At 45.2% G+C, this 23,174-nt stretch carries 17 protein-coding genes; 15 read left to right on the forward strand and 2 right to left on the reverse strand.

Going from position 1 to position 23,174, the window contains the following annotated elements:
• Together Q0C11_RS02660 and Q0C11_RS02665 are read left to right on the forward strand one after the other, a co-directional pair.
• Nucleotides 1-435, forward strand: a 435-nt coding sequence (locus Q0C11_RS02660) for a porin (protein ID WP_293005502.1), incomplete at its 5' end; no start/stop codon positions are given.
• A gap of 51 nt (nt 436-486) precedes the next feature.
• Nucleotides 487-717 (forward strand): sulfurtransferase TusA family protein, encoded by a 231-nt coding sequence (locus Q0C11_RS02665; RefSeq protein WP_293005504.1) that lies wholly within the window; start codon nt 487-489, stop codon nt 715-717.
• Nucleotides 718-881: 164 nt separating this feature from the next.
• Here Q0C11_RS02665 and Q0C11_RS02670 read toward each other — a convergent pair whose 3' ends face one another.
• Nucleotides 882-1,820, reverse strand: coding sequence for a hypothetical protein (locus Q0C11_RS02670; protein ID WP_293005506.1), 939 nt, complete (start codon nt 1,818-1,820; stop codon nt 882-884).
• Nucleotides 1,821-1,989: 169 nt separating this feature from the next.
• On the opposite strand from Q0C11_RS02670, the gene Q0C11_RS02675 reads away from it, so the two are divergent.
• From Q0C11_RS02675 to Q0C11_RS02700, 6 genes are all read left to right on the forward strand, one after another.
• Nucleotides 1,990-3,687 (forward strand): L-lactate permease, encoded by a 1,698-nt coding sequence (locus Q0C11_RS02675; protein WP_293005508.1) that lies wholly within the window; start codon nt 1,990-1,992, stop codon nt 3,685-3,687.
• Nucleotides 3,688-3,852: 165 nt separating this feature from the next.
• Nucleotides 3,853-4,863, forward strand: a complete 1,011-nt coding sequence (locus tag Q0C11_RS02680) for a metal-dependent hydrolase (protein WP_293005509.1) — start codon at nt 3,853-3,855, stop codon at nt 4,861-4,863.
• Between the two features lie 95 nt (nt 4,864-4,958).
• Nucleotides 4,959-7,214 (forward strand): CHASE2 domain-containing protein, encoded by a 2,256-nt coding sequence (locus Q0C11_RS02685; RefSeq protein ID WP_293005510.1) that lies wholly within the window; start codon nt 4,959-4,961, stop codon nt 7,212-7,214.
• Nucleotides 7,215-7,471: 257 nt separating this feature from the next.
• Entirely contained in the window at nt 7,472-10,744 is a 3,273-nt protein-coding gene (locus Q0C11_RS02690; protein WP_293005511.1) for a tetratricopeptide repeat protein, read from the forward strand.
• Between the two features lie 789 nt (nt 10,745-11,533).
• A complete protein-coding gene (locus tag Q0C11_RS02695; protein WP_293005513.1) occupies nt 11,534-14,791 on the forward strand; it encodes a TonB-dependent receptor in 3,258 nt (1,085 codons plus the stop codon).
• Nucleotides 14,792-14,809: 18 nt separating this feature from the next.
• On the forward strand, nt 14,810-15,523 hold the full coding sequence (locus Q0C11_RS02700) for a hypothetical protein (protein ID WP_293005515.1): 714 nt from the start codon (nt 14,810-14,812) through the stop codon (nt 15,521-15,523).
• A 99-nt stretch (nt 15,524-15,622) separates the two neighbouring features.
• Here Q0C11_RS02700 and Q0C11_RS02705 read toward each other — a convergent pair whose 3' ends face one another.
• The gene (locus tag Q0C11_RS02705; protein WP_293005517.1) at nt 15,623-16,375 is read right to left on the reverse strand and encodes a hypothetical protein; all 753 of its coding nucleotides are present in this window, start codon (nt 16,373-16,375) and stop codon (nt 15,623-15,625) included.
• Between the two features lie 375 nt (nt 16,376-16,750).
• On the opposite strand from Q0C11_RS02705, the gene Q0C11_RS02710 reads away from it, so the two are divergent.
• From Q0C11_RS02710 to Q0C11_RS02740, 7 genes are all read left to right on the forward strand, one after another.
• Nucleotides 16,751-17,908, forward strand: a complete 1,158-nt coding sequence (locus Q0C11_RS02710; RefSeq protein WP_293005519.1) for a cysteine desulfurase family protein — start codon at nt 16,751-16,753, stop codon at nt 17,906-17,908.
• Nucleotides 17,909-18,144: 236 nt separating this feature from the next.
• A complete protein-coding gene (locus Q0C11_RS02715) occupies nt 18,145-18,894 on the forward strand; it encodes a phosphocholine cytidylyltransferase family protein (RefSeq protein ID WP_293005521.1) in 750 nt (249 codons plus the stop codon).
• 6 nt (nt 18,895-18,900) lie between these two features.
• Nucleotides 18,901-19,356: an HIT family protein gene (locus Q0C11_RS02720; protein ID WP_293005523.1), complete on the forward strand. Its 456-nt coding sequence runs from the start codon at nt 18,901-18,903 to the stop codon at nt 19,354-19,356.
• Between the two features lie 22 nt (nt 19,357-19,378).
• Nucleotides 19,379-20,464: a fatty acid desaturase gene (locus Q0C11_RS02725; RefSeq protein WP_293005525.1), complete on the forward strand. Its 1,086-nt coding sequence runs from the start codon at nt 19,379-19,381 to the stop codon at nt 20,462-20,464.
• Nucleotides 20,464-21,201 (forward strand): 2,3-bisphosphoglycerate-dependent phosphoglycerate mutase, encoded by a 738-nt coding sequence (locus Q0C11_RS02730; RefSeq protein ID WP_293005527.1) that lies wholly within the window; start codon nt 20,464-20,466, stop codon nt 21,199-21,201. The genes Q0C11_RS02725 and Q0C11_RS02730 overlap by 1 nt, the downstream gene beginning before the upstream one ends.
• Nucleotides 21,164-21,733 carry a DNA-deoxyinosine glycosylase gene (locus Q0C11_RS02735; RefSeq protein WP_293005529.1) on the forward strand — a complete coding sequence of 190 codons (570 nt, stop codon included), beginning with the start codon at nt 21,164-21,166 and terminating at the stop codon, nt 21,731-21,733. Before Q0C11_RS02730 ends, Q0C11_RS02735 begins: the two co-directional genes overlap by 38 nt.
• 371 nt (nt 21,734-22,104) lie before the next feature.
• Complete coding sequence (locus Q0C11_RS02740) at nt 22,105-23,133, forward strand: VanZ family protein (protein ID WP_293005531.1); 1,029 nt, start codon at nt 22,105-22,107, stop codon at nt 23,131-23,133.
• The last annotated feature ends 41 nt before the right edge of the window (nt 23,134-23,174 follow it).

Below are 23,174 nucleotides of genomic sequence, written 5' to 3' on the forward strand. Positions count from 1 at the left end.
GGCCCGTTTGGGATCATGGGGGAATATACAATTTCCCAACAGAATATTAAGATTGGAGCCATGAGTGATAAAGTCGCAAATGATGCTTTTCAAATTCAATTATCCTGGGTTCTCTTTAATGGCGATGCCTCATTTCGCAGGGTGCAGCCGCATAATCCGATAACGTTTGAAAATATCAGCGCATTGGGTGCCGTACAATTGGTCACTCGCTACTCGGAACTCAATCTTGACACCAAAGCATTTGCGCACGGCTTATTTAATTTGGATCGCTCAGTCAACAAGGCTCAGGATTTTGGAGTAGGCATTAATTGGTATCTCAACCGCAATGTTAAATTCCAATTAAGTTACAATCAGACGCATTTCAACGGCGCAATTGGCAGAATCGATCGGCCTACAGAAAAAATATTATTCTCACGCATGCAACTCGCGTTTTAATTCCTGACTTTATCAAATCGAAATAAGATCATAAAATTCATACTATTGAAAATGGATAAAATAGACAAAGAACTGGATGCACGCGGCTTGGTTTGCCCTCTGCCTATCTTACGCACCAAGCAATCACTTGCTGGCATGATCAGCGGACAAACCCTGAAAATCGTTGCCACCGACCCAGGTTCTATGATTGATTTTCAGGTTTTTTCCGAGCAAACGGGGAATGAATTATTGTCTATGTCACAAGCAACCGGTGAATTCATCTTCGTACTCAAGAAGCGATAGATAGTCTCTAATTAACAGACTGTTGGATAATGTTTTTGAAGCAACCAATGCAAAAGACAAAAGTTGCTTAACAACTCGAGTGTGCAGAATTTGTCGATCACCTCATCCAATTGTTGTGTCACAAACAGATACCCAGTGTCACTGGTGTGATCGTTCAGCGGAAATTACATTCGCGCTTGCAAATCAGATGCTTTATAGAGCTCGTCGCCTATAATGACATAATAATCACTCGAGTTAACCCGCTTATTATTCTGCACTCTGGTAAGAATTTCCTTGAGTTGTGAGCCGCGCACGAGTATCGCCTGATTGTAATTCACAGCCACGTCCACAACATCGGATATTGCCCTGGCTTCAATCTGGCCTGGTGCCTCGGCACCGCGCTTGATGAGAGCTACGGGCAACTCGGTTACTGGCTGATCCTTTATTGTTACATACTTGATATTCCGATCGCTTTTATAATCATCGCTCACTGCGTAACGCGTATTATCAAGCCGGTTCAAGTCAAAATTCCCATTCACGACGATAAGATAGAGTTGATTTTCTGTCACATTGATATCCTCATCCCCGGACAGAGTGGCGATGGGAATGGGTTGCTGTGGATGAAATGGGCTATCGGCCGGAACCGCGTAACTCGCCACCTTGCGACAAGCAAGCAATGCGCGCGTACTGCCTGCAGCAAGGGTAGGAATTCTTTTGGGATCCATGCCATCTAGTAACTTCAACGATTCATCAGCTAAGCAGTGGCAGAAACTCGACTTGCCTAACTTCATTGCATCATGCAGTTTTGCGTAAGCGATGTTATACGTCATTCCGCATTTTTTTACCACCTGCGCACGAATCTTCTCCGGTTGCACGCACCCATCGACGTCCGTCGTCAGCACCTGGTTCACCACATTCGCATAACCAGTAGATGCATCTCGCTCTCGTGCCGCTTCAAATTTCTTCCCAATGCAATCGCAGTCATAGGCCACATTCAGCAGATTATTATTTCTGCATTGCGCTCGCACTTTTTCCGTTTCTGTTTCCGAAGATGCAGGTGTAACCATCCACGCAAAACTAATTACGAGCACGTACAAAAAAAGATTTATAACTCTCTTTGTCATTATCATTCCTAATTCTCACGGTATTGCTGAGTAAATTGCTTCTGGGTCAAAATATCAGTCTCAATACAATTTTGAATCACGCGATGTTCAGTATGAATGCATAATAAATTAAATCTGCGTTGAATGAAACTTGCGGATTAACCTGCATCCTTAAACGGGAAAATATGCTGTGAGTCAATCTTTGCTTTCATTTCTAGCGTTCTTGCCACTCCTGTTGGTTGCGGTGCTGCTAGTTGGATTCAACTACCCTGCGCGGCGCGCAATGCCGCTAACGTTTATCGTAACCGTTATGATTGCACTGATTGTCTGGGAAATGCCGGTCAATCGAGTGATCGCATCGACTCTACAAGGTTTGATTTTAACCGGATCTATTTTATGGATCATTTTTGGCGCGATACTGTTGCTCAATACGTTGAAACATTCCGGTGCCATTACCACGATCCGGCAGAGTTTCTCTAACATCAGTCCGGATCGGCGCATTCAGGTAATTATCGTAGCCTGGATGTTCGGCTGTTTTGTTGAGGGCGCTTCAGGGTTTGGCACGCCGGCGGCTATCGTCGCGCCGTTGCTGGTCGCTCTGGGTTTTCCAGCGCTGGCGGCAGTAATGGCGGGGATGATGGTGCAATCCACGCCGGTATCGTTCGGCGCTGCAGGTACGCCGATTATCGTTGGCGTAAGCGGTGGATTGGACCAGACAGGCATCACCGAGCAATTAATCGCGGCTGGCTCCAGCTGGGAAGATTTCTATCGTTTGATTACAGGTGAAATTGCCATAATTCACGCCATGACCGGTGTATTGATGCCACTGCTGATGTGTATGATGTTGACCCGTTTCTTCGGACGCAACCAATCCTGGACGGAAGGACTTGCGATCGCGCCTTTCGCTATTCTTTCCGGACTCGCGTTTGTTGTTCCTTACGCATTGGCAGGCATATTCTTAGGGCCGGAATTTCCATCGATCGTTGGCGCACTGGTCGGATTAGCCATCGTCGTGCCTGCGGCTCGAGCCGGTTTCCTGACGCCCAAAAAACACTGGGATTTTCCTGCTGCCAAAAATTGGCCGACAGAATGGATTGGCAGCATCGAAATCAAGTTGGAAAATTTGACTGCAAGATCCACTGTTACCACCATGTCGGCCTGGTTGCCCTACGCACTACTGGCAACCTTGCTGGTACTGTCGCGGGTCAACACCGATATGAAAACGTTATTAAGCCATCATCTGACATTCAATTGGATTGACATATTGGGTGAAGAAAGCATTTCCGGAAGCATCGAATTCTTATATTCATCCGGAGGCATTATGATGTTCGTGGTTATGGCGACATTCTTTCTGCATCGGATGCAACTCAGCGAGCTCAAAGCTGCACTCAAGGAATCTTCGCGTACTTTGCTCGGGGCAGGATTCGTGCTGATTTTCACCATACCGATGGTGCGTATTCTGATCAACTCCGGGGTCAATCTGGCCGATTTTCCAGCCATGCCGCAAGTGATGGCGCAATGGGTTGCCAGCACCGTGGGGAATATTTATCCGTTTTTCGCCCCAGCAGTGGGTGCGTTGGGCGCATTTATCGCCGGTTCCAACACCGTATCCAATTTGATGATGGCGCAATTTCAATTCGATAGTGCACAATTGATCGGTGTATCCAGCGCATTGCTGGTCGCCGTGCAAGCGGTTGGTGCCGCTGCGGGTAACATGATCGCCATCCATAACGTAGTCGCAGCATCCGCCACAGTCGGCTTGTTAGGACGCGAAGGAAAAATCATTCGCATGACCATTATCCCAACACTGTACTACTTGATCATAGTTGGCGTGATCACGCTGATTGCAATCCATACTACTTTAGGTATAACCGACCCCCTCATGTAAAATAAAATAACTGGAGAGGAATTGAGTTGAGGGATGTTATAACTAATATCCATAAATTGTATACTTACCCTTGTGCTTCTAAGAAGACCTCACTGCAGAAGGCCGAAGCATCAATTTACATTCATTTAAAATAATGGCTATCGTTTTTTCACAACTTTTGACCCTATGGATTTAATAACTCAAGGATTGCTTGGCGCCACAATGGCGCAATCAGGTGCCAGGCAACAGGAAATGCGCATAGCAACTGGCATTGGTTTTCTGGCTGGTATTGCAGCGGATGCCGATATCCTGATTCAATCTGAGAATGATCCGTTGTTGAATATCGAATTTCATCGTCATTTTACCCATTCACTGTTTTTTGTGCCGCTGGGTGCCTTGATTGTTGCTCTGTTGTTGTGGCCGTTCTTGCGCAAACGTTTGCCTTTTGCTCGTTTGTATCTTTTCACTTTTCTCGGGTATTGTTTGAGTGGTGTACTGGATGCGTTCACCAGTTATGGTACGCATCTGTTCTGGCCATTGAGCGACGAGCGCGTGGCGTTGAGTATCATTTCGGTATTGGATCCGGCTTTCACCCTAATTCTGTTGATCGCCGGAGTGATGGCATACAGGAAATACAGTCATAAAGCAGCCCGCATCGGATTACTGCTCGCAGCGGCCTATTTGTCGTTCGGCTGGATGCAGTTGCAACGCGCAGAAACTGTCGCTGAATCATTGATTGCAGAAAGGGGACAGCAAGCAGAACAACTACTGGTGAAACCAACACTTGCCAATTTGCTGCTATGGCGCTCAATTTATGAGTTTAAAGGCAAATTGTATGTGGATGCGATTCGTGTCGGCTTATTCTCTGAGCCACGCATTTATCCAGGCGAATCGATTGAAAAATTTGTTATGAAACGTGACTTGAGTACACTGCCGGTCTCTTCGGTACTTGCGCAGGATATTGCACGTTTCAGTCATTTTTCTGCGGGATTACTGGCGATTCGCCCGGAGCAACCCAATGTACTTGTTGATGTACGCTATTCGAACTTACCCATGACGCTAGCACCGCTATGGGGCATCGAGATAAATCCGGAGCAGCCGGAACAGCACGCAAAATACACGCTCTATCGAGATGCATCCGGTGGCACTCGGGAAAAATTTATCACCCTGCTACTAGGCGGGCATTTATTAGACTAAATCAATTATCGTAAGTCACCGGGAAACAGATTAACTATCCGGTGTCTGCTTGTTTTTTTCCAACAATATGCGCTGCAGTTTATGCATGAATAAACATGGCTAGATGGCTTAAACACCTTCTCCTGGGCATTGTTATCGGCTTGACGGGAGTCATTGTGCACCTTTCTCCTGCGGGGATATGGATGGAAGAGAAATTTGGTTTGTATTGGTTGTTTCATTTGCGCGGAGCAATAACAGCCCCAGACAACGTCGTCGTCGTTGCCATTGACCAACCTTCTGCATCCCGGCTCAATTTACCTACGACTCCACACTCATGGCCGCGCGAATTACATGCACGGCTTATCGAGCAATTAACCCAGGCCGGGGCACGTATCATTGTATTTGATCTTATTTTTGATTCTCCCAGCACAATAGCTGCGTATGATCAGAAACTGGCATTAAGCATGAAAACGGCGGGTAATGTCGTGCTGGTTGAAAGACTGGTCTATGAAGATAGCGCGCTTGCCACAGATGCAAACGAACAAAATTATAACCGGATTGTTAAGGAAGGGCCTAAACAGCTCCTGCCGATTATTGCCAATGCAGCCAAAGCCCATGCACCTTTTCCTTTGCCCAAAATGGAAAGAGTCAATAATTATTGGGTTTTTAAAGCCGATGCCGGCGATATCCCCACGATACCCACAGTTGTTTTACAAATCTTTGCACTGCCCATTTATGAGAATCTAGCCCGGTTATTGCATAGGGTTGACCCGGCCTATGCAGCGCAACTTCCAATTAAAGAAGAGGCTTTGGATATTGAAGATTTAATTTTTACACTACGTGATCTCCTCCACAATTCATCTAGCCTTGCGCATCGTTTGAAAATTGAACTCAATCGCGATGCAAATCTGGATCCCATCCAAAGAAATATGCTTCACGCGCTTCTGAATCTATATTCCGGAAGCGACACACGTTACTTGAATTTTTATGGCCCTCCGCGCAGCATCGATACCATACCCTATCATCAGGTCTTGCACCCTGGTGAAGATGAGGTCACCAAAAAATCTATCCCAATGAATTTTAGGAATAAAGTTGTATTTGTCGGATTCTCTGCAGCGACTCAGCCGGAACAAGACATTGTCCGGGATGATTATCACACTGTATTCTCAAACCCCGATGGACTTTACATCAGCGGCGTCGAAATAGCGGCAACAGCGTTTGCCAATTTACTGGAAAACAAACCTATCAGACCCTTCCCTCTAGTGGGTAGTTTAGGTATTTTATTGGTATTAGGTCTTGGGTTGGGTATCGTTTTTATGCTCTTGCCTAATCGAAGCGCCATCGTGGCCAGTTTCGTCCTGATTTCTTCTTATGCAGGGAGTGCCTATTATTTCTTCAAAGAAATTAGCATCTGGTTGCCACTCATCAATCCGGTTTTTCTGCAGCTACCGATGGCGCTATTTGGTGCAATATCGCTCAAATATTACGAAGAAAAACATGAAAGCCAGCAACTAAAAAAAGCTTTTGGCTATTTTCTTCCTGATCGTGTCGTCAATGATATTGTCAGAAATTCAGGAGCGATGGCACTGAATAATCAACTCGTGTATGGCGCTTGCCTTGCGACCGATGCCGAAGCCTATACCGCGCTTGCTGAAAAGATGGAACCGCAGCAACTCGGTCAATTAATGAATAACTACTACGCTGTTTTGTTTGATCCCGTCAAGCAGCATAATGGCACGGTTTCCGATGTAGTTGGCGATGCCATGCTCGCCATCTGGGCCAAAACATCCGCCAGCTCCGATTTACGTAAAAACGCTTGTCTTGCGTGCCTGGATATCGCTGCCGATATTGAACGCTTTAATCATACCGCTAACCAGCCAAAATTACCTACGCGCATGGGACTACATTTTGGCGAAATGTTATTAGGCAATATTGGCGCACTGCATCATTTTGAATACCGCGCGGTTGGTGATATCGTCAATACCACTAGCCGCATCCAGGGCGTCAATAAATACCTGGGCACCCGCTTGCTGGTATCAGGTCAAGTGATCTCGGGTTTAGATGAATTTCTGATTCGTCCATTGGGAGATTTTCTCCTGACCGGAAAATCCACACCCGTTAACTTGTTCGAACTGGTCGCACACAAGCAATCGGCCAATCAGTTGCAGTTATGGTTGTGTGAAACATTTTCCAGTGTACTCAAAGCCTATCAGAATCAACAATGGACTGAGGCTTGCGATGGTTTATATAAAATCCTGGATAAAATCCCAGAGGATGGCCCCTCAAAGTTTTTTTTAAACATTTGCAAAAAAAAACAATCAGTGCCTTCAGTTGATGCATGGAACTCAACTATACGCATTGAAACCAAATAATCGGAACCGTTACATCCCCAAACCTTAATCTAGCGACAAGGTTACTTCTTTCGTATAATCAAACCTCTGTTAGAACCTGAATTGCGAATACGAATTTCTCACGACTCAAGGCTACGCATCAGCATGCACTCCAGAATCTGGAACCATCATAATACATAATAATGAAAATACCCCAGCGAACTGAATCCAGCTTTAGCTGCCGGGGTATGTTGGCAATCTTGCAATCCGCATTTCTTTTCCTGTTGTTTCTGAGCTCTATGAATAGTGCACATGCGACCGGAAACTGCGAATCAGAAATAGCCAAGCTTATTTCAGTCCAAGGAACCATTGAATTGCGCCGTGCCAACGAACAGACCTGGCAGAAAACGGCCATGCACACCGCTGTCTGCCTGGGAGACACTATCCGCGCACGCTCGCATAGTCGGGCCGCGCTGTTGTTAAACAATGCCAGTGTGGTGAGACTGGATCAAAAAACCAGCATGGCGTTTCCCAAGCCAGAAAATAACAGCGCGACCTCATTACTGGAATTATTTGCCGGTGCAATCCATATCATTACCCGCACACCTAAGCCATTTAAGGTTAGAACACCCTTTCTCACCGGCGGTGTTGAAGGTACCGAATTTTTTGTTGGTGTCGATGAAAATAGTACCCGACTGATCCTTTATGAAGGAAAAGTGACTGTCAATAATGATCAGGGAACTGCTGTACTTGCCGATCATGAAGCGGCAATCGCTAGTCGAAATACCGCACCGCAGAAAATAAACCTTATCAATCCAACGGACGCCGTTCAATGGGCTTTGTACTATCCGACCATTATTAATATTCATCTCGAACCGTTAACGACATCAAATGCACCCTCTGATCTACAGCAATCTGTCGAACTCTATCGGCAAGGAAAAGCTTCCGAAGCGCTATCCCTGCTTGATGACATTGAATTACCCCATTACCCTGACAACCTGCCGCTCTACCGGGCCAGCCTGTTATTGGCAGTTGGTCAGGCCAATGAGGCCGAAACAATGATTGAGGAAGTACTCGTAAAACAACCCGATAACAGTGAGGCATATGCCTTACTGGCCTTGATCGCAGTTGTTCAGAATAACAAGGAACACGCGCTGGAATTAGCTACACGTGCAAATGCGCTGCATGCTAACTCTACGTCAGCACTACTTGCGCTTTCGTATGCGCAGCAAGCGCATTTTAGAATTGAAGCGGCCTTGGCGAGCGTTCTACAAGCGGCAACGATAGAACCCGACAATGCTTTGGTATGGGCTAGACTTTCTGAATTACACATGTCCGTAGGTGACCTGGATCGCGCGCACGAAGCAGCGCAACAAGCAGTCAATTTAAACCCTAATATTGCCAGAACACAGGCGATTTTGGGTTATGCGCACTTATTGCAATTTCATACGCAGCTCGCGCAAACGGTTTTCTCCCAAGCCATCCTATTAGATCAGGCAGATCCTTTGCCAAGGCTGGGAATGGGGTTAGCGCTGATAAGAGAAGGCAGGCTCGAAGCGGGTCGGGCTGAACTGGAAATCGCTGTCAGTCTGGATCCGGCGAACTCGCTTATTCGCAGCTACCTCGGCAAGGCCTACTTTGAGGAAAAACGCTATCCGCTGGCCAACACGCAATTCGACCTAGCTAAAGCACGCGATCCGCACGATCCAACTCCCTGGTTTTATGATGCGATTCAAAAGCAAACTCAGAACCGACCAGTAGAAGCGCTGCAAGGCATCCAGAAATCGATCGAGCTGAACGACAATCGCGCAGTTTACCGATCCCGGTTGTTGCTGGATCGTGACGAAGCCGCGCGCGGAACAAGTCTGGCACGAATCTTCGAGAATCTGGGATTTGAAAAACGCGCCTTGATGGAAACTGCAAAATCCTTGAGTTTTGATCCGGGAAATCATTCGGCGCATCGGTTCTTATCCGATGCCTATGTCAATATTCCGCGACATGAAATTGCCCGTGTCAGCGAATTATTGCAAGCGCAGTTATTGCAGCCGATCAACGTTAATCCAGTACAACCGCATCTAGCTGTGGCGGATCTCAATATCATCACAGGAACAGCGCCGTCGGCCATAGGTTTTAATGAATTTGCTCCGCTCATGGAACGCAATAAGCCTCAGTTTGTGGCTTCCGGCATTGTTGGCAATAACGGCACTCTTGGGAATGAAGTGGTGGCTTCTCTTCAGCGTGACAGAGCTTCAATCAGCTTGGGGCAATTTCATCATGAAACGGATGGATTCCGCCCTAACAACGATCAAAGACATAATATTTACAATGCCTTCTTCCAGTATGCTTTAACTCCCAAGCTTAATATACAAGCTGAAGCCCGCACACGCGCATCAGAGCATGGGGACATTCAGTTGAATTTCTCTAAGTTCGGTGAAGATGGATTAAACGACAGATCGTATTACCGGAGAGAATTGAATGAGCAAGTTGCGCGATTTGGCGCAAGATACTCTATTTCACCTAGGCAGGATCTTTTGTTTTCTACCAAGTATACAGCGCGTGACGAACGGATAGCTTTCAGTAAGACTGACGACCCTCTCAGGCTCGATTTGTCCGGATTGCAAATCGAAGCACAGCACTTGTTGCGGGAAAAATCTTTTAACTCGACCCTGGGTGGAGGAACCTACGATTTCGGGGGCATATATGATCGCAATACGATCTATACCTATACCAACACGCACTTACCTAGAAATATTACGGGCACTCTTGGATTAAGCTACGATACATTTAGCAGCACCGTCAATTCCCATATAGACAAAATTAATCCCAAGATTGGCTTGCAGTGGGATATGACAGATTTTTTTAGGCTGAGGGCCGCTTGGTTTGAGACTACAAAATCTCACATTATTGCGCAGCAATCGCTGGAACCCACGCAAGTTGCCGGTTTCAATCAATTCTTTGACGAGCCCAACGGAACCAGAGCGCGGCGCATGGGTATCGGTTTTGATACGCGCGTTGCGGATAAGCTGTTCAGCGGTTTCGAGGCATCTGAACGCGACGTAAAAGTACCCTCAGCCCCTGCTAGTGAAGAAGTATTGTCGAAGCAAAATGAGCAACTATATCGCGCTTATCTTTACTGGCTCCCCCATACCTTTTGGGCCATGCGGAGTGAATTTCAATACGAAAAGCTCGTGCATAATGGCGCAAATACGATTACCAATCCGGATCAGATCAAAACAGTCAGCATGCCATTGAGTATTGAGCACTTTCATCCGAGCGGTTTGTTTTCCAGATTCACCGCAACTTTTGTCAAACAAGACCTGTTTCTTCATGGTGATCATGGTCGAATCCGAGATCCGCAAAAAACTGCTTCAGGGATTGATTCATTTTTTCTGTTGGACTACGTCATTGGCTATCGGCTTTCCAATCGCAGGGGAATTTTGAGTTTGGAAGGAAAAAATCTGCTGGATGAGGCGTTTTATTACAGAAGCAGTTATCTTAATTTATCCGAGCCTGTTAACCCAATTTTTCTTCCAACCCGCACACTCTTTTTAAAACTAACCATGAATTTTTAGCAAGAATACCAATTGTTCATGTATTATTTGATTAAAAATAATTGGTTATGCAGATTAATCTGTTTCTTTGATATTATTTGTTTTGGATGAAGATTATGGCAATGACAGGACATACCACATTTGATACCTCAGTAATCCCTGTAAAATGTTGCGCACACCTAGAAACAACAGAACCTGGTCAACCAACCACCGATTTTCATGTCTATGCAAATGCAAATACCGCTATCCAATATCAAAATACCTGGTATTTTTTTGCCTATGATCCCACACAGCAGAGACCTAAACGCTGTTGTGTCTATTATGCAAAACAAGTGACAATCGGTGGGACAATAAGATATATCAAGGACAGTAATCGTCTTTTGTTTTGCGAAGATAGAACCCCGCTATAATCATCGTTAAATCTAGCTATTTACTATTAGGCGATATTCATGGCCTCTAACAACCCCTATCTCTTGGCAATTTGATTTCTACTTTTGCCATCCTGCATTACTTCATAGAAACTGAGCCTATCTTGCTCGCGCTAAAAGAATAAACGATTTATTTGCACGAGTATGATTGGGTGTGTGAAATATCACATATTATCGAAAGGAAAAGCGTTAACATTTTCCAATGTGTAAGTTTCGCTATTTTTCTAAAGCCTCAATCAGCGCCAAACGTATCATTTTTGCAAAAGATGCAAATCGAGTGTTTTCGGAGGTGATTTCTGAGTGAGCAACAATAAGAAAGATCAAGATGAAAATATGTTTACCATTTTTGCTACATCAGCGATTTGGAAAAGCATCAAGCTTGATGTTTATTCTTACCGCGATGCTTTTTTCACTGAGCCCTATCGGTTCACTGCATGCCGCAGCAGTGTGCACAGCGGAAACTGCTCGTGCTCGGATCGTATCCGTACAAGGCGTGATCGAGATCAAGCGTATGCAGGGAAAAACCTGGCAATCGGCCGATATGGACACACTGTTGTGTGGAGGCGACATGATCCGCTCCAGATCACACAGTCGCGCCGCATTAAGATTAAATAACGATAGCATGCTGCGGCTTGACCAGAAGTCGAATATTATTTTTCCGGCAATGCAAGAAGATAAGAGCATCTCGCTATTAGATTTTATTGAGGGCGCGATTCATATCATCACGCGGACACCGAAACCGTTCAAGATCCGAACTCCCTTTGTTAACGCCAGTGTGGACGGCACCGAATTTCTGGTCAGCGTGTATGGGGACAATGCAGAAGTTGTGGTCTACGAAGGCAGGGTGTCCGTCAGTAATGACTGGGGTCATCTGGCACTGAATGATCATGAAGCGGCCACTATACACAAAGGTCAGGCACCCAAAAAAGAAATCACGCTATTCCCAATCGATGCGGTGCAATGGGCGTTGTACTATCCTACCATCTTGGATTACTGGCAGGATCGTAGCATGCAAGATATCAATGCATTAGTACATCAGGCAGGTCAATTACTCCATACCGGGCAGGCTGAGGAAGCCCAGGCAATCATTCAGCGCGTGCTGCAACTGGAACCGGACAACAGTGATGCCTTTGCACTACTGGCAGTCATTGCTGCCGTGCAAAATGACAAAGATCAAGCGCTCGAACTGGCAACCACAGCGGTTACCAACAACTCGGACTCGGCCGTAGCGCACATGGCGCTTTCCTATGCCCAGCAAGCGCATTTTGAGATTCAAGCTGCGCTTAAAAGCGTACAACAAGCCATGCTACTGGATCCCCAGTATGCGCTGGCATGGGCGCGAATTGCGGAATTACAAATGTCGCTGGGCGAATTAGATCAAGCAAAGCAAGCCGCGCAACAAGCAGTCAGATTAAATCCTACTTTGAGCAAAACACAGATGATATTAGGCTTTGTACAGTTATTGCAACTCGAAACACAAGCTGCAAAAACAATTTTTCACCGTGCAATTGAACTCGATCAATCCGATCCGATGCCCAGGCTTGGACTTGGGCTTGCTTTGATTCGTGAAGGCAATCTCGAAGCAGGGCGCATAGAGCTTGAAATCGCTGCCAGTCTGGATCCGGCCAATTCGCTGATTCGCAGTTATTTGGGTAAGGCGTATTTCGAGGAAAAGCGCTATCCACTATCGAGCACGCAATTTGATCTGGCCAAAGAGCGCGACCCGAAAGACCCAACCCCGTGGCTCTATGACGGTATCCAGAAACAAACTCAGAATCGCCCGGTGGAAGCGCTCAGGGATATCCAGAAATCGATTGAACTGAACAATAACCGTGCGGTATATCGATCCAAACTCCTGCTCGATCGCGATGAAGCGGCCCGTGGCTCCAGTCTGGCAAGAATTTTTGAGAACCTTGGATTTGAGAAACGCGCCCTCATGGAAACGTCAAAATCATTGAGCTTCGATCCATCCAGCCATTCGGCGCATCGTTTTTTATCGGATACCTATGCCAACATTCCGCGCCACGAAGCAGCACGCGTTAGCGAATTGCTGCAAGCGCAATTGCTGCAACCGATCAACGTAAATCCCGTGCAACCGCATTTGGTGGTAGCCGATCTCAATATCATAAATAACACAGGCCCATCGAATCCAGGATTTAATGAATTTTCCCCCTTAATGGAGCGCAGCAAGGCACAATTGATCACGTCGGGTGTGGTTGGCAACAATGGCAGCTTGGGCAATGAAGTGGTTTTCTCTAAATTCAACGAGCGAACATCGATTAGCCTGGGACAATTTCATTATGAAACCAATGGCTTCCGCACCAACAATGATCAAAACCATGATATTCTCAATGCTTTCGTTCAACATGCACTAACATCCAGACTGAATTTGCAAGCAGAAGTGCGCACTCGTTCGTCGGATCAGGGCAATTTATTGCTGGATTTTGACAGGGATTCCACAAATCTCAATCTACCTCAGAATAGATTCCGACGAAAAATCGATGAGGACTCGGTTCGCATAGGCGGCAAATATGATCTAGCACCTAATCAGAATATCATTATGTCGGGACAATACACTGATAGAAAAAGTGAGAATACGGATCCCATTCCTGTGGGGCTGATTAATAATTTAACCTCAGCTAAAAATGAAGCCTATCAGACTGAAATTCAATATCAGTTTCGTAGCAATCGGATTAATATGCTAGCGGGCTCTGGCATTTATCGTACCAATGTTGATCGGGACATTAGAGAAATAAGCTTGCTAACAAAACAAGTAAATTGCTGTTCAACTGAGAACTTCAACAATAACAAAACAAATGGCTATGTTTATACCAATTTGAATTTTAATGAGAACACAAATGTTACTCTTGGTTTTAGCTACGACTCTTATAAAGGAAGGGGCTTGCCAGTTGATGGATTTAACCCAAAATTAGGTTTACAGTGGAACTTTACCAAGCAATTAAGGCTGCGCATGGCGTTGATTGAAACAATTAAAGCGCCCCTCACAACTCAGCAGACTATTGAACCTACACAGGTTGCTGGGTTTAATCAATTATTTGATGATCCTAATGGCACAAAATCCCATCGAATGGGAATTGGATTGGATGCTCATCATGGAAATAAAGTCTTTACTGGTTTTGAAATTTCCAGCCGTAATTTGAGAGTTCCTGTGCACTCTTCGAAAAGTAGCAGTTTCCAAGACCAGAAAGAAAATTTGTACCGAGCATACTTATATGGCTTATTGCATACTTACTGGACTGCCAAAAGTGAAATTCAGTTTGAGAAATTTTCTCGGGCGGAAACATCTGCCGGCCCTCATCAAATTGACACTTTCAGTATTCCTACCGGAATAGATTATTTTAATCCCAGGGGATTTTTTGCCAATTTGACCAGCACCTTTGTACATCAGAAGATTGACCGACAGGGGAATCAGAATGAAGGCGTCGATAAATTTTTCTTAGTTGATGCATCGGTTGGTTATCGACTCCCCAATCGCCGAGGAATTGTAAGTCTAGAAGCAAGAAATCTTTTTGATGAATCTTTTTTATTCCGCAATATCAATTTCCAAACATCCGAGCCTGTTAACTCACGTTTTGTTCCAACTCGTACAATCTTTGCGCGGGTAACATTAAATTTCTAGAAGAAAGGAGAAAATAGCATGCCAAATCTTAAGCACCCTTTTGTGATATTTTTATTATTCTTAGTATTTGTATTAACAGGATGTGAAACACATAAAATTCGTGATACGCATCCTTCAAATTTATTTTCAAAAGACTTACCAATCGAACTTGCAAATGAGCTAGAAAAAATTTCGAATGTTAATTTCGGTTTTGTTGTACTCATCGATAGTACTAATGGGCAGAAAAGGTATTTGAAGCATGTCGATGCAGGTTCATATCGTGTAGTTGGCCCTGAAGCTGCGTCTGAAATAAGAAACATTGCATCAGTTTCCATAACCGGAGTTAGCGGGATAGAAATACAGGGAGCGAAATTTAATTCCTGTAATTATATTAGTATCAATGGTCAAATTGAACTCATTTGTCTAAAAAATGAAAACCAGGAACCACGAGCTATTGCAAATTTAGTTACCGATATAGCTTTATTACCTTCTGAATTAGCTAGCAGACTTGAGAAAGCAGCGGAAATGAGCAATATTGGGTTTCTTGTTCTTGTTGACATAGTCACCGGTAAAGCAAAGCTTCTAAAACGAGAAAATTATGTTAGCTTGTCGGCAAGTTTTCCTCAATCCATATCTGGAATAGTCAGTGGTAGCGCGTGGAACGTAACAACGTACAAGAAGAATCCATGCTGTTATTGGATTAATATTGATGGCGATCTGGGGTATGTGTGTAAGAAACATATTAATTGTTAGAACACTCAGGTATGTTCTTTTAGTGATGAATAGTAAAATCATACATCAAGGCAATTTAGATTGCCTTGATGTAGAAAGATACCATTCTATAAATCTGTATTAAGCTGTAGCTAATCCCAGAATGCTATGATCAAGCACTCCAACTAAATTGCTTTCCCAGTATTTATCGATAATGTTTACTGCTTCACTTGTAACTAAATCAACCAGTTCCTCCTCGCTCCAAGCAATCAGAGTAGGAGACTCACTCAATGCGTCAAGAATAAGTAATTGAAACTCCTCTTGATCATCATTTCTAGGAAAAGTGTTAATCTGATCCAGTTCAGTTTCATCAAGTGCTGAAAATATATTGATTATAGAGCCGTAAAATAGAGATTCTATGCTTTCATTTGTTGCTGAAACATTGACTAAATGCCCTACACCTAATTCTTCAGCATCATATTTCCCATCATTAAGCTCAAAATCGGCGTACTCTACAAAAGTGAAATCATAATTTAGTGGCATATTAATTTCTGATCGGACTGTGTCACTCAATGATGAATTCGATAAAATGCCATCCCTTTCATTAAAACTAATAAGTCGTTCCAAAGAGCCTAAATCAGAATTTACTAGTAAACTGGTATAATCCACTTCCTTGTTGTTTAAACCAGCAACATCAAAATACTCTCGAATTACAGTAGTAGAGTGTCCAGAAATTTCGTTGAGCATATTTGTTGTTACACCATTTTCTCTGGCAGCGGCAAAAATTATTTCTGCTTGTCCAACATTTGCATTAATAAAATCATTTGCTTGTTTAATGCTATACCCTAGTTTTGCTAAGTGTGCTTCAGCCGAAATGAATGATTTTACTGACATGATTTAATCCTTTAAAAATTAATGTGGATTCAACATTGATGTCGCTTGTATATAGTAGTATATGATACTCTACGAATACATTTAGATGACGGTATAGTCCCTCATGCATACAACAGTTTTCTTGTCAATGGTTATTTTACAATGCCTGTAGCGCAGCTTCATTTAATTTGGAACTGACTCTTCTTTCGGGCAAACTAAGATTCGAGAGACCTTCGGACAAAGAGCCTTTTTTGACGATAATTCTAGTGCAGTTTCGAGAAAACATTCAGCAGATGCATGTGCTCCCGGTCAATACAGAAAGTAAGCACTTGGAATCATAAAAAATCCCATTAAGGTTTATCATACTCTTCTTTGTTCAATTTACAGACGATCTGAATGGAACCAGTCTATTTCGACCACAATGCCACCACCCGCGTCGATGACGCTGTGCTAGAAGCCATGTTGCCGTACTTTCAACAGGAGTTCGGCAATGCCTCCAGTCGCCATGGGTATGGCTTGAGCGCGCGGCGGGCAATTGATAAAGCGCGCAAGCAGGTTGCGGATGCAGTAGGGGTGCAACCGGTGCAGGTGATTTTCACCAGCGGTGGTTCGGAGGCGAATAATTTGTTTATCCGCGGCGCGGCCGATAATCTGAAACCCGGCAATCTTTTCATTAGCGCGATTGAGCATCCTTGTGTGCTGAAACCAACCCAGGCGCTATCTCGCCGCAGTTGCGATGCGTGGGCGATGCACCAGTTGGCGGTTAATGCATCCGGACAAGTGGATTTGGATGCGGCGGGTGACGCGATGCAGAATCACAAGCCGGGATTGGTTGCAGCGATGCTGGCCAATAACGAGACCGGCGTGATTCAGGATGTTGCCAGTGTTGCCGAGCTGGCACGCTCGCATGGCGCTTATGTACATACCGATGCGATCCAGGGATTGGGGAAAATTCCGGTTGATTTTTCGGCACTCAGAGTACATGCGATGACACTTTCCGCACACAAGATTTATGGCCCCAAAGGCGCAGCGGCTTTGATCGTCGACAAACGGTTGTTATTAAAACCGCTGATCTATGGTGGCGGACATGAAAACGGGTTGCGCTCCGGCACCGAGAACGTGCCTGCGATTGTCGGTTTTGGCGTAGCGTGCGAATTGGCACAAGCACGCATGGCCGAAACCTCGCAACATGTCTCTTTATTACGCGACCAGTTAGAAAAGGGATTGGTTCTCATGGGCGCAGTGATTTTCGGCAGCGCTGCCACGCGCATTCCCAACACGTGCTATTTTGCGTTGCCGGATATTGAGGGTGACACACTGGTGGTTAAACTGGATAAAGCTGGTTTTGCCGTCGCGGCCGGGGCCGCTTGTTCCAGCGTGAATCCGGGACAAAGTCATGTGCTGAATGCAATGCAGGTTGATTCGATGCTTGCGCGGTGCGCGGTGCGCGTCAGTTTGGGGCGCAACAACACGCTGGAACAAATTGATAATTTCTTGCATGTTACGCAGCGCATTGTTGCAGAATTGAAGCAAACAAGCAGTCTTTCTTTTTAAAGCACACTTTCTACATCTAACAGGCTGTTGGAAAACGTTTTCAGAGCAGCTGATGCAAGCCAAAAACAGGTAAAAAAGCGCAATCTATACCTAATAAGTGAGCATTTTGAATCTGTTTTTAACACCGCAGCGGCAATGCAGATAGTTTTTCAATGACCTGCTAAACTTGGTTACAATGCTGCGTTGTTGCTATTATCAACGTCTGACATTGAAACTGCCTTAAAATCAATTCATCTATGACGAATCAAACCACGAAACCGATCAAAGCCATCATTCTGAGCGCTGGGCAAGGTCGCCGCTTATTGCCACTGACTGAGAATACGCCAAAATGCCTGCTGCCGGTTTCCGAAAAACCCGTGCTAGCCTGGCAAATCGATGCTTTATTGGCGGTGGGTATCAATGATATTACGATTATCACCGGCTTTCAGGTGGCTTTGATTGAGGCGTTGCTGCAACAGCGTTACGAAAACCATCCCAAGATTAAAATTCTGTTCAACCCTTTTTATGAGGTAGCGGATAATCTGGCAAGCTGCTGGATCGCACGCGCAGAAATGAATGGCGATTTTTTGCTGTTAAACGGCGATACCGTGATCGAATCGGCACTGTTGCGCAAAGTCTTGAATTCAGAACTCGCGCCCATTACACTGAGTGTGGATGACAAAGATACTTATGACGCCGACGATATGAAAGTACAACTGGATGCCGATCGCTGGGTGAAGCAAGTCAGCAAGATCGTGCCGCCACATCAAGTCAATGCGGAATCAATCGGGTTAATTTACTTCCGTGACCAAGGCACACGCGCCTTTCGTGATGCTGTGGAAGTAGCTTTGCGTCACCCAGCGGAACTAAAATCATGGTATTTATCGATTATTGATCGCCTGGCCCAGCAGCATTTGGTGAACTCTTGTTCTGTCAAAGGTTTTCGCTGGTGCGAAATTGATTTTATCGAAGATTTGTCCCGGGCGGGTATTATTTTTAGCGAGTAAATTTGTATGATGCAGGATTCAGCCCGAACGAACTACAATGCGACCATGCTCAAATTCGGTGCGCCGCAAACGATAATCCGATCCTATCAATACTGGTCAGTGTTATTGCGTCCGGCGCAAACCACGCTGGGTGCGCTGGTTTTAATTGCACATGAGCCAGCCAATGCCTTCTCGGAGCTGAGTTTGGCAAGTTTTAATGAGCTACGTGCAGTAACCCGGCATATCGAATTAGCACTAACCCAAGCTTTTCAGTATGACAAAATCAATTATCTGATGCTGATGATGGTTGACCCGGATGTGCACTTTCACGTGCTGCCACGCTACGCACAGCCTAAGTCATTTGCCGGCATGGAATTTATCGACGCAGGCTGGCCGGCCGTACCGAATTTGAGTCAAATCAACAAAACGGACACAGATATCAATCAGCAGATCATGGAGCATCTCCAAACTTGCTGGCAGTGACCGTAATGAAGCGAGGCAACAAGTGACTGAACAGGCCACCGAACAAAATACACCTTACGTCAAGGAATTTCCCTTGCGGGAAGCACATCATCTGGTGCGCGATCTGTTGGCACCCAATCCGTGGATTTATTGGATTGATTTTCTGTTTCATGTCACGCTGGGCTGGGCCGCTTTTTTCACTGCGCTGTTTTCTCCGTTTTTATCACTGTGGCAGCTAGGTGCTTTTGTGGTTGCGGTACTGGCATTGTATCGCTCGGCGATTTTTGTGCATGAGCTGGCGCATCTGAAAAAAGGCACGTTCCAAAAGTTCCGTCTGGCATGGAATATCTTGAGCGGCATCCCATTCATGATTCCTTCGTTTACTTATGATGGCGTGCATAATGATCATCATAAGCCGGATGTGTATGGCACCAGCGCAGATGGCGAATACCTGCCATTTGCGACGCACAGGCCCGGAGAAATGGTGGTGTATGTATTATTGTCGTTGCTGATCCCGATTCTGCTAGCGATACGGTTTGTGGTATTGACGCCCATTGCTTACCTGATTCCACCGCTACGCAAGATCGTATGGGAACGTGCATCATCATTGACGATTGATCCGAATTACAGGCGCGCTAAAGATGCTATCCGTAACGATCTCAATTGGCGGCAGCAGGAAATCGCCGCTTGTTTATTTGGCGCAACTGTTATCGCTTTGGTGATGCTGGAAGTTTTTCCCTATTCATTGTTGATACTCTGGTATTTGGTCGCAGTGACCGTATTTGTCCTTAATTCATTACGCACACTGGCTGCGCACGCTTACCGCAATCCCGGCGATCGAAAGATGACTTTGGCTGAACAATATCTGGATTCGGTCAATATTCCTGGTAATGTCCTGATTACACCGCTGTGGGCGCCGGTCGGTCTGCGTTACCATGCCACGCATCACCTATTCATGAGCATGCCATATCATAATCTTGGCAAGGCCCAGCGCCGTTTGGTCAATAATCTGACCGACAATTCGCAGTATATCAAAACACTGCGCAGCGGCTTATGGCCAGCGCTAAAACAAATCTGGCGCGAATCCTCTGAAGCTGCTACGAATCCCTCGCAGCGACAAAACAATTAATGCTAAAAGTTATCCCAGCGACAGAAACTTCCCGACAAAGCGTGACAAAGCTGGTGCTGTTGCGCCACGGGCAAAGCATCTGGAATCGCGATAAAAAATTCACCGGCTGGAGCGATGTGGCGCTGAGCTCGAAAGGTGAGCAGGAAGCTGAACAAGCAGCTTACTTGCTGAAGCATGCAGGCTTCACTTTTGATTTGTGTTTTACTTCCGTCCTGCAACGCGCCACATCGACATCGCGCATTGCACTAGCAAGCATGCACTTGGATATTCCGATGCAGCAAACCTGGCATTTGAATGAACGCCACTACGGCGCACTCGAAGGCATGGAGCGTTGGGCGGCGATCAGAAAATTCGGCATTTGGCCGATTCTGGGTTGCCAAATCAAATTTGACGCTGCTCCCCCGAGCTTGAATCAAGAAGATTATCGCTATCCAGGCAATCAGCTCAGTTATGCCCATATTGATCGCAATCAACTGCCAACGGGAGAGAGTATGCGACAAACCCTCGCACGCCTCAAGCCCTATTGGCAAGACACGATTCAACCGGAAATCCGGCAAGGAAAACACGTGCTGATCGTTTCTCATCGCAATACCCTGCGCGCGCTGATGATGTTATTGGATCATCTCACGCCCACACAGGTCATGAAATTGAGACTGGCCACCGGTCGCCCTTTAGTGTATGAATTAGATCAGCAATGCAATGCCATACGGCATTATTATATCGACAAGCTTGTTTGATGCTCTTCGTTTCATTATGCCAACCATCCACAGCTTTGCCCCCATAGCGGGCGTTCACGCAAAAATCCTGATACTCGGGAGCATACCCGGTGAAGCTTCACTGGCAGCAACTCAATATTACGCACATCCGCGCAATGCCTTCTGGCCAATTATGGCACCACTGCTGCAAATCCAAGTAAGTTCTCCCTATGAAGAAAAAATAACCGCCCTGAAATCATCGCCCATCGCGCTATGGGATGTGCTTAAATCCTGCAACCGCTCTGGAAGTCTGGACTCAATGATTGAAGCTGATACGCAGCTCGTCAACAATTTTCCAGCTTTTTTTGCCTTGTACCCACAAATTACCCACGTATTGTTTAACGGTGGAAAAGCAGAAGCCTGCTTTAAGCGCAACGTCATTCCGGGCAATAAGTTAGGATCAATAACTCTGTCACGCCTGCCTTCCACAAGCCCCGCTAACGCAAGATTGCCATTCGATAAAAAATACAAAACATGGCACCAAATAATCAAGTTAGCATTGGAGTCGCACTAACCATCTACTCAATAAAACAGTGCAAAATACTTGACGGCAAAGCCTCGGATGCGTTTTACTTACACGCTACAATACAGCAATGCTAATTAACATTTAACTGAAAGGAATTCATTCGATGAAAAAGCTCGTGATTATTGTGCTTATTATTTTTGCCGCTGGATATATCAGCTTAATGGTTCAGTATTTTTAGATCGGAAAGATAGCACCCAAATTGCTTTGTCCACAGCAATACACAGTGTACTGTGCTGCTCGCGCGCAAGAGAATCCGTCAAAAATGACACCACACAATGCAACAAAAGAACATGTTTATTTTTCCTGTACTTAATAGTTGCGGAGATTCTACTGTATCGCTGCGCGCCGGCATCTGATGCATGCCGCTGTTTAAAACGCAGTGCCTGCTTTTTATTTTATTGGCCGTTACCACCATTGCATCTCATACTTGGATCGCGCAATATGAACCAAATGGATCTGAGCTGTTAACTGACTACTGGAAATACAAAACTTCAGAAAACAGTCAAATTAACCTCACCAACACTGGATTCAATCTTATATCCAATGATGCAACAACGATAACCAGCATCTACCAGGACATCCCAAAGGTTGCGCCTGGTACGATTTTATTGTTATCCGCTGATGTAAAAAGCAGTGATGTATTAGCGGGCGAAAAGCCTTGGAATCAGGCCAGACTTCTGCTGCTGCAAGTTGATAAAAAGAAGGAGCGATGGGATTTGCCTTCGGTAGTAGTGTCGCTGACGGGAACCCATGATTGGGAAAATTATCCAGGCATTTTTACTGTTTCACATGAAACCCAGAGCATCCGGGTAATCGCACAATTAAATCAAGCTACCGGATCACTCCAGATAAACAATATTCAACTTTATCCCGTCCGCGAAGCCCAGTTGTTCGCAATAGCCAGGAACATCATGCTATCAGCATGGAGCGCTTTCTTCCTGCTGCTGATTGGCTCATGCTTTATCAGCAACAAACAAGGTATTTTCTTGCGCTTATTACTGGTTTGCGCATTCATCTCCATTATCGTAGGAACCACACTGCCAGGAAAACTCAAGAATCAAGTGTCCGATGAAGTAAGAACACACATCCATACGCAAAGTGCGCAAAATAAAAACCCGATGACATGGGACTTATCCAAGATCTGGCATTTTTGTTCTTTTTTCTTGTTTGGTTTGATTCTATGCTTGATGATGACTCAAGAACGCTTAAGCCAAATGATATTCGCCATTCTTTTTCTAGCTGCTGGCACTGAACTTGCACAACTCTATATTAATGGCCGCACTCCCCTTATTACAGATTTTTTTATTGATGCAGCAGGCGGTATTATTGGTATCATCCTGATCAGGATTATTTATATAAAAAATAATTCTGATAACGCCTTCTATTGACTTTCAAGAGTTTGTATTTTAACTTGCTCGCTGTTTAATAG

It is taken from the genome of Nitrosomonas sp. (assembly GCF_022842015.1).
Taxonomy (GTDB): Bacteria; Pseudomonadota; Gammaproteobacteria; order Burkholderiales; family Nitrosomonadaceae; genus Nitrosomonas.

Coding starts and splice junctions, on each gene's coding strand:
- Q0C11_RS02665 (WP_293005504.1), top strand. CDS start 487: ATGGATAAAATAGACAAAGAACTGGATGCACGCGGCTTGGTTTGCCCT.
- Q0C11_RS02670 (WP_293005506.1), bottom strand. CDS start 1,820: ATGACAAAGAGAGTTATAAATCTTTTTTTGTACGTGCTCGTAATTAGT.
- Q0C11_RS02680 (WP_293005509.1), top strand. CDS start 3,853: ATGGATTTAATAACTCAAGGATTGCTTGGCGCCACAATGGCGCAATCA.
- Q0C11_RS02685 (WP_293005510.1), top strand. CDS start 4,959: ATGGCTAGATGGCTTAAACACCTTCTCCTGGGCATTGTTATCGGCTTG.
- Q0C11_RS02690 (WP_293005511.1), top strand. CDS start 7,472: ATGAATAGTGCACATGCGACCGGAAACTGCGAATCAGAAATAGCCAAG.
- Q0C11_RS02695 (WP_293005513.1), top strand. CDS start 11,534: ATGTTTATTCTTACCGCGATGCTTTTTTCACTGAGCCCTATCGGTTCA.
- Q0C11_RS02700 (WP_293005515.1), top strand. CDS start 14,810: ATGCCAAATCTTAAGCACCCTTTTGTGATATTTTTATTATTCTTAGTA.
- Q0C11_RS02705 (WP_293005517.1), bottom strand. CDS start 16,375: ATGTCAGTAAAATCATTCATTTCGGCTGAAGCACACTTAGCAAAACTA.
- Q0C11_RS02710 (WP_293005519.1), top strand. CDS start 16,751: ATGGAACCAGTCTATTTCGACCACAATGCCACCACCCGCGTCGATGAC.
- Q0C11_RS02715 (WP_293005521.1), top strand. CDS start 18,145: ATGACGAATCAAACCACGAAACCGATCAAAGCCATCATTCTGAGCGCT.
- Q0C11_RS02720 (WP_293005523.1), top strand. CDS start 18,901: ATGATGCAGGATTCAGCCCGAACGAACTACAATGCGACCATGCTCAAA.
- Q0C11_RS02730 (WP_293005527.1), top strand. CDS start 20,464: ATGCTAAAAGTTATCCCAGCGACAGAAACTTCCCGACAAAGCGTGACA.
- Q0C11_RS02735 (WP_293005529.1), top strand. CDS start 21,164: ATGCCATACGGCATTATTATATCGACAAGCTTGTTTGATGCTCTTCGT.
- Q0C11_RS02740 (WP_293005531.1), top strand. CDS start 22,105: ATGCCGCTGTTTAAAACGCAGTGCCTGCTTTTTATTTTATTGGCCGTT.